The organism is Oceanospirillum maris DSM 6286, assembly GCF_000422865.1.
GTDB lineage: Bacteria > Pseudomonadota > Gammaproteobacteria > Pseudomonadales > Halomonadaceae > Oceanospirillum > Oceanospirillum maris.
On record NZ_KE383938.1, the window covers coordinates 166107 to 178861 of the forward strand.

11 protein-coding genes are annotated in these 12755 nt (G+C 48.0%); 6 read left to right on the forward strand and 5 right to left on the reverse strand.

What is annotated here, in order from left to right; translation table 11 throughout:
- Positions 1-70 precede the first annotated feature (70 nt).
- Both G517_RS19760 and G517_RS20370 read right to left on the reverse strand, forming a co-directional pair.
- Positions 71-1093 carry an ion transporter gene (locus G517_RS19760; RefSeq protein WP_084632367.1) on the reverse strand — a complete coding sequence of 341 codons (1023 nt, stop codon included), beginning with the start codon at positions 1091-1093 and terminating at the stop codon, positions 71-73.
- A 57-nt stretch (positions 1094-1150) separates the two neighbouring features.
- Positions 1151-2638: a CYTH domain-containing protein gene (locus G517_RS20370; RefSeq protein ID WP_051206530.1), complete on the reverse strand. Its 1488-nt coding sequence runs from the start codon at positions 2636-2638 to the stop codon at positions 1151-1153.
- Positions 2639-2951: 313 nt separating this feature from the next.
- Here G517_RS20370 and G517_RS0116710 point away from each other — a divergent pair, with 313 nt between their 5' ends.
- The 6 genes from G517_RS0116710 to G517_RS0116735 all read left to right on the forward strand — a co-directional run bounded on the left by G517_RS0116710 (position 2952) and on the right by G517_RS0116735 (position 9330).
- Complete coding sequence (locus G517_RS0116710; protein WP_036591939.1) at positions 2952-3626, forward strand: TIGR00153 family protein; 675 nt, start codon at positions 2952-2954, stop codon at positions 3624-3626.
- Between the two features lie 43 nt (positions 3627-3669).
- A complete protein-coding gene (locus G517_RS0116715) occupies positions 3670-4935 on the forward strand; it encodes an inorganic phosphate transporter (protein ID WP_028305351.1) in 1266 nt (421 codons plus the stop codon).
- A 195-nt stretch (positions 4936-5130) separates the two neighbouring features.
- The gene (gene argA / locus G517_RS0116720) at positions 5131-6555 is read left to right on the forward strand and encodes an amino-acid N-acetyltransferase (protein WP_084632369.1); all 1425 of its coding nucleotides are present in this window, start codon (positions 5131-5133) and stop codon (positions 6553-6555) included.
- A gap of 270 nt (positions 6556-6825) precedes the next feature.
- Positions 6826-8658, forward strand: coding sequence for a dihydroxy-acid dehydratase (gene ilvD, locus G517_RS0116725; RefSeq protein ID WP_028305353.1), 1833 nt, complete (start codon positions 6826-6828; stop codon positions 8656-8658).
- A gap of 152 nt (positions 8659-8810) precedes the next feature.
- A complete protein-coding gene (locus G517_RS0116730; protein WP_028305354.1) occupies positions 8811-9065 on the forward strand; it encodes a prevent-host-death protein in 255 nt (84 codons plus the stop codon).
- Positions 9055-9330, forward strand: coding sequence for a type II toxin-antitoxin system RelE/ParE family toxin (locus tag G517_RS0116735; protein WP_028305355.1), 276 nt, complete (start codon positions 9055-9057; stop codon positions 9328-9330). Before G517_RS0116730 ends, G517_RS0116735 begins: the two co-directional genes overlap by 11 nt.
- Positions 9331-9334: 4 nt before the next feature.
- On the opposite strand, the gene G517_RS19770 is transcribed toward G517_RS0116735, so the two are convergent.
- The 3 genes from G517_RS19770 to G517_RS19775 all read right to left on the reverse strand — a co-directional run bounded on the left by G517_RS19770 (position 9335) and on the right by G517_RS19775 (position 12706).
- On the reverse strand, positions 9335-9943 hold the full coding sequence (locus G517_RS19770; protein WP_051206531.1) for a LysE family translocator: 609 nt from the start codon (positions 9941-9943) through the stop codon (positions 9335-9337).
- 144 nt (positions 9944-10087) lie between these two features.
- Positions 10088-11989 (reverse strand): DNA topoisomerase IV subunit B, encoded by a 1902-nt coding sequence (gene parE, locus G517_RS0116745; RefSeq protein ID WP_028305356.1) that lies wholly within the window; start codon positions 11987-11989, stop codon positions 10088-10090.
- Positions 11990-12028: 39 nt separating this feature from the next.
- Complete coding sequence (locus tag G517_RS19775) at positions 12029-12706, reverse strand: YqiA/YcfP family alpha/beta fold hydrolase (RefSeq protein ID WP_051206532.1); 678 nt, start codon at positions 12704-12706, stop codon at positions 12029-12031.
- Positions 12707-12755 lie beyond the last annotated feature (49 nt).

The window sequence follows — 12755 nt, forward strand, 5'->3', positions numbered from 1 at the left end:
GATTAATATAACGAATAGATAGAACAATATCCCAGCCTACCCGTCCGGTAGGCGGGGATTGCTTTGAAAATTAAACGGGCTTTTGTTTTGGTAGGTCATCGTTTTGGCTATTTTTATCACGGCTTTTGTCACGATGGTTATCACGCCCCTCATCGCCCTTGTCACCGTCTGCTTCATCATTTTTATCCGCATCCGGCGTATTCTGTAAATCAGGCAGAGGCATCGGTTTCAAATGTCGGCTGCGACCATCTCTGCGAGACAATTCTGTACCACACAACTTGCAGTAATCCGCATCGGCATCATGCCCTTCTTCGCCACAGCCACGACATACCAGATGCATATGGCGCTTCATGGTGTTAGATAGCTCAACAGTGACAATACCTGTTGGTACGGCAATCACGGCGTAACCCATGATCATGACAATAGAAGAGAGAAACTGCCCAAAATTAGTTTGTGGCGTGATATCCCCATACCCGACGGTGGTTAACGTGACCACCGCCCAGTAGATACTACGGGGAATACTGGAAAAGCCATTAGCAGGGCCTTCTACCACATACATAATGGAGCCAAAAACAGTCACCATCGTTATTACGGCGAAGAGAAAAACAGTAATCTTCCGACGGCTGGCTTGCATAGCCTTGGCAAGTGCCGCCGCTTCTCCGACATAATGAAACAGACGTAAAACACGAAAGACCCGCAATACTCGAACCAAGCGCACAACCAACATCACTTCTGTACCGGCCACAAAGAGGCTTAAATAAGTCGGCAAAATACAGAGCAAATCGATCACACCAAAAAAACTGGTCGCGTATTTTAGAGGCTTACCAATACTGTACAACCGAAGCAGGTATTCGATGGTAAAGACCACGGTAAAACTCCACTCAATAAAGTAGAGCGTGTCGTGCCATTCGTTATGTATTGCCTGCACACTATCGAGCAGAACAAAGGCTACGCTGAGCAAAATACAGGCAATAAGCAACAGGTCAAAACCCTTTGCCATTGGCGTGCTCGCCTCAAAAATGACGTGGTAAATTCTTTGGCGATGACCTGTTTGTTCAGCATTCTCATCAGGTGTTGTTTTATCGGCCAGCATATTCGATCACTTTTTAACCCTTAGCGGTTCAGTAAAACAATGAAGGCTGTTTTGGCACTAGGACAAACGTTGCAGGTTTTGCTGCAAACTATTAAAGCTTAATGCCTGTCGACCCAAAGCCAAAACCATCTCATATTGATCATCTTGATTACGCTTAATAAGCTTGTTATCAATCCCATCGGCTTGCTGTTGACTGAGCTGCCATAGTGTTATTTCTTCCGCCATAAGCCCGCTAAGCTCTGATATTTTTCTTTGTAGCGCCAAGGATTCTTTGAGAAGGTTTTTCTCCCCCAAAGAAGGCTCAGAAAATTGATACTCCAGCCAGCGACTTAAATGCAAAAGCGGAGCTTGTTGGCGTAACCACAAGACTTTATCCGTTGGGTGTCGAGGCAGGTGTACTTGATTTAACAACGCCTCAAACGTAGCGTCTTTATCAACAAATATGGCTTTTTTATCAACAAATGGCATCGACTCCGAGTCACGATTTAATAGATACAACCACTGCATAACCTCTATTAGCGTTTGGCCGATCCAAGAGGCGCTCATTAACGGCTGGTAATGTTCATTAAGTTGTACAAAATCAGCACTGTTACGCAATGCCGTTGGGCAGTGATCTAAGCGCTCCCAAGCATTCTGCTGCTGGTAAAGCGTTACAAGGTGTTCTAGTGAATAGCTGAACATCCGCAGCTTGTAGCGTAAGACCGTTGGTAAATAAAGCGCGCTAGGAAGCGTCAAACGACTTAAATGCAGCAAGCACCAGCGCAACTGCCGCAGGCTGCTATAAAGGGTTTCAAGTTCAGACCAGTTTCGGCTAAAGGCTATTTGGTCACGGGCCGCAATAAAACGATCCAGCTCATTCTGAGCGGCGAGAATCAAACCGTGACGGTCATTAAAGGCTGGTGTAGCCGGTGCAGACAAGCCCGCATATTCTGGAGCAAACAGACGAAAACCACGCTGGCCTTTGCTGATATTGCTGATCAATAACGGCACTGTACCGGATAAATCATGGGCCACTTTAAAGAGCAGGTCAGCATCACCAGATTTAAGCTCTAGTTCAATCTCACTAATAGGGTCAGTCTTCCCTTGAGCGAGTACCTGACCTTGATCATGCACCAACTCAATTTCGGCCTTCAGATGTTCATGACTTACATTCAGCAACCATCGATCCCGTTGAAAATTAGTTTCAAAGGCGGGCTGTAAATGCTGTCGAAGGTACTCAAGGTCTAGCGCTTCTGGCAAAAGGTCGGCATCAATCAGGCTAAGATCGAGTGCTGGGCCATTAACATCCCATTCCCACTCGCCTCGCTCATGTAAACCGCCGCTACTGCTACCGCTGGTTTTTAATGTTTGGATGTAACGCTCATCAACTTGACGAATTCGAAGCGCCACCCGTGATTTATTAAGATCAAGACTTGGCGTATCAAAATAGATATTCTGTAGATGCTTGCTGTCAAAACTAACCGCTAGCCCTAAAACCTCGTGCTGGCGCAGGGCTTTTCCTGCCTGAAGAGGTATCGCAAGTTTCAGTTCAATTTCCTTGGCCATAAATTCCCCGTGGCTATGATCCAGACCTAACGTATATAAGAACAATACATTCAATAGGCATAAAACTGCCTATTCAACTGTGTATACCCGCCCCTTGCAATGATTTTTATCCTTAGGCTATCAGTCGATAATATCTCGGCAGGTATTATTTTTTGTCATAAAAACGCAACATAACTGACATATAAAGTACTCATATCAGAAAAAGATGACAGCCAAGTCAAATAATGATGACAGAATTTAGATTTTTTTATGACACAGCGAAAAACAGCTCTTATAATTTCGCCCAAATCCCATACTCCAAGGCAGAAAACCCATGAGTAATACATTTTCCAAGCTCTTTGGGCGCTCACCATTTGGCCCCATGCAGGACCATATGTCCAAGTCATTCAGCTGTGCAGAACAGTTGATTCCGTTTTTTCAGGCTGTATTAGCAGACGACTGGGAAGAAGCAGAAAGCCTACAGCAACGCATCGCTGGTCTGGAGAACGAGGCGGATGATATGAAGACCGGTATTCGTACGAATATGCCGGACAGCCTCTTTATGCCTGTGCCTCGCTCTGATCTTCTTGAGCTACTGACGGTTCAGGACAAAATCGCCAACAAAACAAAAGATATTGCCGGCATTATGCTGGGTCGTCGTATGAGAATCCCTGGGATTTTAGCCGACGATATGGTGACTTATGTTGAGAAAGCAGTGGCTGCCGCTAATCACGCTCGCTTAGCTCTACTAGAAATTGATGAGCTTATCGAAACAGGCTTTGGTCGCCATGAATCAGAACTCGTAAAAAGGATGATTACCAAAATTGATATCTGCGAACATGAAGCAGACAAACTACAGATATCACTGCGCGCCAAACTATTTTCTTTAGAAGCGGAATTGCCGCCGGTTGATGTGATCTTTCTTTATAAGATTATCGACTGGATTGGTGATGTGTCAGATCGTGCTGAGCGCGTGGGCAGTCGTTTACAAATTTTACTGGCGAAATAGTGTCCGTCCCAACCTTACTAATTAGACAACAAATGGTTTTTTTATGTCGATTCTAGTTCAGTACGCTGATGTATTTATTATCCTAGCCTGCGTGTTTGGCTTCTTTATGGCTTGGGGTGTGGGTGCTAACGATGTGGCCAATGCCATGGGCACTTCCGTTGGTTCCAAAGCGATCACCATTAAACAAGCAATCGTTATCGCTATTTTATTTGAGTTTGCAGGCGCTTATCTGGCCGGAGGGGAAGTAACAGCAACAATTCGCAAAGGTATTATTGATCCAGGATTACTTTCTGATTCGCCAGAATTATTGGTTTACGGCATGCTGGCCTCATTATTAGCGGCAGGTATTTGGCTATTAATTGCGACTCACTTTGGTTGGCCCGTATCAACCACGCACTCTATTGTGGGGGCTATCGTAGGTTTTGCTGCTGTAGGTATCTCTATTGATGCGGTGAGCTGGGATAAAGTGGGCACCATTGCCGCTAGCTGGGTGGTGTCTCCTCTCATCGCTGGTAGTATCGCCTTTATGCTCTTTCGAAGCGTCCAAAACTTGATTCTAGAAAAAGATGATCCTTTTGCGAATGCCAAACGTTATGTGCCTTTTTATATGTTCCTAGTGGGTTTCATCATCGCAATGGTGACGTTACTCAAAGGCCTAAAACATGTTGGCCTGCATCTAAGTTTTTCAGAAGCAACACTGTGGTCTATTGCCGTTGGTATCTGTGTCTCGTTGATCGGTATTTTTATGCTGAAGTCCGTTAATCGAGATGAAAACGCCGATAAAGATTTTCACTTCTCAAGTGTTGAGAAAGTCTTTGGCGTACTCATGATGTTCACCGCCTGTGCAATGGCATTTGCACACGGTTCTAACGATGTAGCGAATGCCGTTGGCCCGCTTGCAGCGGTTGTTGCTGTGGTTGAGAATGGCGGAATCGTTGGTGGTAAATCAATTATGCCAGCTTGGATTTTACTGCTAGGTGGCGCGGGTATTGTTGCGGGTCTAATTATGTACGGCCATAAAGTTATCGCAACAGTAGGGACGAATATTACAGAGCTGACTCCAAGCCGTGGTTTTGCCGCCACATTAGCCGCCGCTAGTACCGTAGTAGTTGCCTCTGGTACAGGTTTACCCATCTCCACAACCCATACGTTGGTTGGTGCGGTTTTAGGCGTAGGCCTAGCCCGTGGTATGGCAGCCTTGAATATGAACATTGTAAAAACAATCTTTATGTCTTGGATTATCACTCTGCCTGCAGGTGCGGCTCTATCTATTGTCTTCTTCTTCGTATTGAAAGGTATTTTCAGCTAACTCTTACTACCTCTTCAAAGAAAAACTGCACAAAAAAGATGGCCGCTTTTGCGGTCATCATTGTTTCTCCTCTTTGCTATCTTTCTTCTCAGCCGCTGCCCGTCTACAATTATCCCCGCCATCGACAACCATCAATGCCACCTGCAACTATTTTCGCCATTTAGAGACCACCGGCGATTGTAGATCACGGTGATTATGGCTCACGACAACTGTCGATACCTGTGTCTTCAGGGCTGTGCTTTGCAGCTCAATAATGATGACGTTCTATTACCTTCTGATCTGCTGGGATTAGCGACCTTGGATTCTATTAATCACCCAACAAATGACTACGTACATAGCTTTCGTAACTCATCGCCTTATATTAATGCCCATCGAGGTAGAACCTTTGTTGTTCTTCTAGATGGCTATGCGCTACAGCACCCCAACTTTGCCAATATCATTAATGATCTGGCTTTACTAAACAGCTTAGGTGTTCGCCTTGTGCTGGCCTTTGGTGCGCGCCCACAAATTTTAGAGCGATTAGAACGACGCAGCCTGTCCCTAGAATATGTTGGTGCAAGGCCGGTGATCACCAATGAGGTGCTAGAAGCGGTTAAAGATGCCGCAGGATCGGCGGGGATTGAAATTCAATCGCTGCTGTCTATGGGGCTGCCTAACTCCCCAATGCACGGAGCCTCCCTGCGGGTTGCCTCCGGCAATATGATTACCGCTCGCCCCGTTGGTGTGCTTGATGGTAAAGATTTCGGCCATACCGGACAGGTGCGTAAAGTAGACTGCGGTGCCATCAACCGCCAACTGGACGATGGCACCATAGTGCTACTGCCGCCCCTGGGTTTCTCCCCCACAGGGGAGGTGTTCTCCTTAAGTGTTGAGGAAGTTGCCACCCGCGCGGCAATAGAACTAAAAGCCGATAAACTGATTGTCTTTAGCCATGCCCACGGCCTGCGGGATGAGTCAGGAGAAGTGATTCGTGTTATGCCACCCCGAGAAGCGAGCCGTCATTTAGAGGCGCTGGACACCACCTCCACCGAGTACGCCGCATTGTATGCCGCCTGGCAAACGAGCCGCTTCGGGGTTAATCGCGCGCACTTAATCAGCTACCAACAGGATGGAGCCTTAATAGAGGATCTGTTTACTCGAAACGGTAGCGGCACCATGGTGACTCAAGAACTATACGAGCAAGTTCGAGATGCAACGATTGAAGATGTCGGTGGTATTTTAGAGCTGATTCGCCCCTTAGAAGAGCAGGGTGTTCTAGTACGACGATCCCGAGAACGGCTGGAAAATGAGATCGACCTATTCACCGTCGTCGAACTGGATGGCATGATGATCGGCTGTGCGGCTCTTTACCCCTTCACTGAAGAAGGTATCGGCGAGCTAGCATGCGTGGCCGTTCATGCTCAGTATCAAGGCGGTCAACGTGGCGACCTGATTTTGCAACATATAGAGAAACGCGCTAACCGTATTGGCTTAAACCGCCTGTTTGTTCTAACCACCCACACCGCCCATTGGTTCCGTGAACGTGGCTTTGAACCCGCGGATGTTGATGCGCTGCCTCGCTCCCGTCAGGAGCTGTACAACTGGCAGCGTAATTCAAAGGTGTTTGTAAAAGCGTTGTGAATTAATTTATAAAAATGCTACAGCCCGAGTGGATGCTTTATTGCCACAGGGAATATAATGAAAAATGAAACGGCCAGTAAAATCCATTGAAATAAAGAGATTACTACCCAAATAAAGCCACTTTTCTAGTCAAAGTTACTGTTTTAACCCCACTTTGCCTAGCCATATAGCCGTCACAATGGTAAAAAAGTGGTCTGCAAAAGTTAACCTATAAAAAAGGTAAAACCTCTGCTTTAAAGGGTTTTACCGCACCAAAGCTGAGGATTACCCATGCCCGTGTATCGTTCCAAGACCTCCACCGCAGGCCGTAATATGGCTGGCGCCCGCGCCCTGTGGCGCGCAACCGGTATGAAAGATGATGACTTTCAAAAGCCGATTATCGCGGTCGTGAACTCCTTTACCCAATTTGTACCGGGCCATGTACATTTAAAAGATATGGGGCAGTTAGTCGCCCGCGAGATCGAACAAGCCGGTGGTGTTGCTAAAGAGTTCAACACCATCGCCATTGATGACGGTATTGCCATGGGACACGATGGTATGCTGTACTCGCTGCCATCCCGTGACATTATTGCAGATTCTGTGGAATACATGGTTAACGCCCACTGCGCCGATGCCATGGTCTGCATCTCCAACTGTGACAAAATCACTCCGGGAATGTTAATGGCGGCTATGCGCCTGAATATCCCCGTGATCTTTGTTTCCGGCGGCCCAATGGAAGCGGGTAAAACCAAGCTGGCTGAACACAAGCTAGATCTGGTTGATGCCATGGTGCTAGCGGCAGACCCAACCGCCTCTGATGAGATGGTTGATGCCGTTGAGCGCTCAGCCTGTCCAACCTGCGGTTCCTGCTCGGGTATGTTTACCGCCAACTCCATGAACTGTCTAGCAGAAGCATTAGGCTTAGCTCTACCGGGCAATGGTACGGTGGTAGCAACCCACGCCGACCGTGAACAGCTATTTAAGCGTGCCGGTCATCGTATCGTTGAGATGAGCCGCGAATACTACGAGCAAGAGAACGAGCGCATTCTACCTCGCTCTGTGGGCTTTAAAGCCTTTGAAAATGCGATTGCTCTGGATATCGCTATGGGTGGTTCCACGAATACTATTTTGCACCTGTTGGCGATAGCCCAAGAAGCCGAGATCGACTTCACTATGCAAGACATTGATCGTATGTCTCGCGTGGTGCCCCAGCTGTGTAAAGTTGCACCAAATACCCCTAAATATCATGTTGAAGACGTTCATCGTGCCGGTGGCATTATGGCGATTCTTGGTGAGCTGGATCGTGCCGGTAAACTGCACACCGATACACCGACCGTACACAGCGACACCATGAAAGACGCGCTGGACGAGTGGGATATCATGCGCAATCCATCTGAGGCCGTGATTGAATTCTATAAAGCTGGCCCTGCGGGCATCCCAACTCAAACCGCCTTCAGCCAAGCCACTCGCTGGCCTACTCTGGATGGCGACCGTGCTAACGGCTGCATCCGCTCACTAGAAAACGCATACTCATTAGAAGGCGGCTTGGCTATTCTTTACGGCAATATCGCCCTTGATGGCTGTGTTGTAAAATCAGCCGGTGTGGATGAGTCCATTCTCGTATTTGAAGGCCCAGCCCACATCACCGAATCTCAAGATGAAGCCGTTGCCAATATTCTGGATGATAAAGTTGTCGCCGGTGAAGTGGTCATCGTCCGTTACGAAGGCCCTAAAGGCGGCCCTGGTATGCAAGAGATGCTCTACCCAACCTCTTACATCAAATCGAAAGGTCTAGGTAAAGCCTGCGCCCTACTAACGGATGGCCGCTTCTCCGGTGGAACCTCCGGCCTGTCTATCGGCCATTGCTCACCGGAAGCGGCTGCTGGCGGTGCTATCGGCTTAGTACGTCACGGCGATATGATCCGCATCGACATTCCGAATCGCACCATCAACGTACTGGTATCCGATGAAGAGCTGGCAAAACGCCGCGCCGAGCAGGACAAGTTGGGCTGGAAACCGGCTGAAGAACGCCCACGTAAGGTATCAGCAGCGCTGAAAGCCTATGCCCTGTTGGCAACCTCCGCCGACAAAGGCGCCGTACGGGATCTGTCTCAGCTGGATTGATTGTTAGCTAACTAGCTAAGACACAAACCCTAAAAGCCCGCTGTGAGAGATTGCAGCGGGTTTTTTAGTTGCACATCACGCTCAGAAAATAATCATCCGGCGCAGAAATCCTGTGCTAGAATGCGCTTAAAAGTACGATTGGGAGTGCGATTATGATTATTTCCGCTAACGATGTAAAAACAAAAGGCGTCAGCTTCCTTGGCAAACTGCTAAAAAATGCCGATGAGCTTATCATTAACGTCAGAGGCAAAAACAAGTACGTGGTGCTGGATATTGAGCGTTACCAAGAGTTCCGGCAGAAGGAACTGGACTTGGCACATCTGCAGGCGATGCAAGATATTGAAGCCGGGCGCAGCAAAACCCAGACGGCAAAAGAGCATCTGGATGAGCTGAGAAATGCCCTATAAGATCATTCAGACGGACAGTTATTTTAAGAAGCTGACCAAGTTCATTAAAAAGCACCCTGATGTGCTGCCCCGCTACGCAAAAGCCATCGAGCTGATGGAGAGTGACCCTTACCACCCTTCGCTTAGGCTGCATAAATTGAAGGGGAGTCTGGGTGATTATTACAGCGTGTCGATTACGATGAAGTATCGTATCGTGATCGACTTTATTCTGGTCAACGATGAGATCATCCCTATTGATATCGGTAGCCATGACGAAGTCTATTAAAGCCTCACACCAACTGATACGCGTTGCTCGATAGTAGCGCGCCGCCGATTAGGATCAGTAATACGCCGCTAAAGGCTCGGGTTTTGTTCAGTGCGCCCATACTGAGTTTCTGCGCCAGCAGGTATGCGCCCAGCGCGTAACTCATCATAATACTGACATCCAGCACCAACCAGCCGAAGGCGAGATAAAGAGAGGCCTGCCAGTAGGGTAGGTCGGTGATGATAAACTGCGGTAGCAGGGTGGCAAAAAAGATCAGGTCTTTCGGGTTACTGATGCCGGTATAGAATGCCGTTTTAAAGAGCTCTTTATTACTCTCTTTGTGATCGCCCTCTTCACTCAAGACTATCGGCTTGAAGTTTTTAAAGCCGATCCAGACCAACAGGCAAGCGCCGAGAATCGACAGCACGTTGATCCAGATGCCCTGAATCAGAAGCGCGACACCACCCAGCGATAATATGATCAGAATGAGTGCAGCACTGACACCGCCTAAGGCGTTATAAAAGCTGCGCTTTACGCCATAACTTGCTGAGTGCTGCATGATCAGCAAAATCGACGGGCCGGGAGTGGCGATAATCAGAAAGATGGTGGCCAGATAAAGCAGATAGAGATTCATAAAGCTCCGTTATTTTTCAGGCGCTGGAAATAAAAAAAGGCTACCACGGAAACGTGAGAGCCATTTTTGTGTAGGTCGCCCTTTAGGGCGACAACGGTAGTAATATAGAGAGTGTTGATGGGCTGAAGCCCAACCTACAAAGGTTTAAACCTCTGCCAGATTCCCTTTTGTTTGCAGCCAGTCTTTACGATCACCGGAGCGTTTTTTCGCCAGTAGCATGTCCATCATTTCATTCGTCCCGTCATGTTCTTCGCGGGTGAGCTGGACAAGGCGGCGAGTGTTCGGATCCATGGTGGTTTCCCGTAACTGCAGTGGGTTCATCTCACCCAAGCCTTTAAAGCGCTGCACGTTAACCTTACCCCGTTTTTTCTCTGCCTCTAGCCGGTCAAGAATGCCTTGTTTCTCATCATCGTCCAGTGCGTAATGAACTTCTTTACCGATATCAATCCGGTAGAGCGGTGGCATGGCGACGAAGACGTGGCCGTTATCTACCAAGGAAGGAAAGTGACGGAAAAATAGGGCGCAGAGTAAGGTGGCGATATGCAGACCATCAGAATCCGCATCCGCAAGAATACAGATTTTTCCATAACGCAGGCCGGAAATATCGGCGTTATCGGGATCAATACCAAGGGCTACAGCAATATCGTGTACCTCTTGGGAGGCAAGAATCTGGTCGGAGCTAACCTCCCAAGTGTTCAAAATCTTACCTCGCAAGGGCAAAATCGCCTGAAATTCACGATCACGAGCCTGCTTAGCTGAACCACCGGCGGAGTCACCTTCCACCAGAAATAGCTCTGAGCGCGCGGTATCTTGCCCTGAGCAGTCAGCTAATTTACCGGGCAATGCAGGGCCTTGAGTGATCTTTTTACGGGCTACTTTTTTGCTGGCTCGTAGACGTTTTTGCGCGATACTGATGGCCAACTCTGCTAACTGTTCCGCTTCTGCTGTGTGCTGGTTTAGCCAAAGGCTGAAAGCGTCTTTTACCACACCGGAAACAAAGCTTGCGGTTTGACGGGAGGAGAGCCGCTCTTTAGTTTGCCCAGCAAACTGGGGGTCTTGCATCTTGACCGACAATACATAGCTACAGCGTTCCCAGAGATCATCGGCGGTTAATTTAACGCCCCGAGGGATCAGGCTGCGGAATTCGCAGAACTCACGTAGGGCATCCAGTAAGCCTGACCGTAAGCCGTTTACGTGTGTGCCACCTTGAGCGGTAGGAATCAGGTTAACGTAGCTTTCTGTGAGTAATTCGCCACCTTCAGGTAGCCAATGCAGCGCCCAATCGACCGCTTCTATTTTTGCGCTAAAACTTCCCGTGAATGGGGAAGCGGGCAACGTATCCCAATCAACTGAGGCTTGTTTTAGGTAATCGGTTAGGCCGTCCTCAAACTGCCACTCGGTAGTTTCATTGGTGTTTTCATCCCAAAAAGTGATGTGCAAACCAGGACAAAGCACCGCTTTAGCACGCAAATTATGCTTTAGCTTAGTGACCGAAAACTTAGGGCTGTCAAAGTAACTAACGTCTGGCCAAAAATGTACTTTGGTGCCAGTGTTGCGTTTACCAACGGTGCCGATAACGGCTAGGTCTTCAATTTTATCGCCGTGGGAGAAGGCGATTTTTAATTGTTCTCCTCCCCGTTTAACAAAGACTTCCAACCGGCTTGAAAGCGCGTTGACCACAGAGACACCCACACCATGCAAACCACCGGAGAACTGGTAGCTGGTGTTGGAGAATTTTCCGCCGGCGTGCAAGCGGGTCAAGATCAATTCGACACCGCTAACACCGTGCTCAGGATGAATATCGGTCGGCATTCCCCGCCCGTCATCTTCTACCGAGACAGAGCCATCTTTAAACAGGCAAACCTGAATACTCTTGGCGTAACCACCAAGTGCTTCATCAACACTGTTATCAATTACCTCTTGCGCTAAGTGGTTTGGGCGGGTGGTATCGGTGTACATGCCGGGGCGTTTTTTTACCGGGTCCAGACCGCTTAAAACCTCGATGGCTTGGGCGTTATAACTGGGTGTTGATTTTTCTGCACTCATGGATGTTCCTGAAAATCTTATGGTATTTTTTAACGGGGCTTACACTAAGGCTCTAAGGCTTAGCACGTAATTTTCTTCGGGCATGGCGAGCTGTTCGGGGTAATCAATACCGGCAAAATCCAGCATCATGGTGAAATACTGCTCGAAATTCTGGAAACCGTGATCCCCCCCTTCAATCACCACCACCTCCGCTTGGCGGTAATAGTTCTCAGCACGATGATAATCTAAAACCTCATCATCACTTTGCAGCAGCACTTTAATATTCTGGGTGCAGGCAGGTTCTGCCATGTGCAAACGACGTAACTGCTGCATATGGTCCTGTGTGAGTTGATATTGCTCGCCGGTATAAAGGTTTTCATTTAACCCAAGATAGGCTGGCAGTAGTTCTTGCGGATATACGGCGGGATTGATTAATACCGCTTTTAATCCCGGATAGCGCGCCATCAAGTAGGTGCTATAGAAACCGCCTAAGGAGCTGCCTACCAGTAAGATACGGGTAATTTTACCGGTATGCTGGTCGCACGCTTTGATCGATTCGAGTAAATCTTCCAGTGTTTCCATCGCCTGTTCAGGCCAATGGCTGAGCATAGGGGCGTGGTATTGAAGATCCAGCTTATTTTGCTCAACAAAGGCTTTTAACTGCAATGCCTTAAATGAACCAGGAGAGCTGTTAAAGCCATGAATATAAATGACATGATGTTGAATTGAGTTATCCACAAAGACCTCATTCTAGGCATCGATTAAATCAATTTAAGGCCAAACAGTT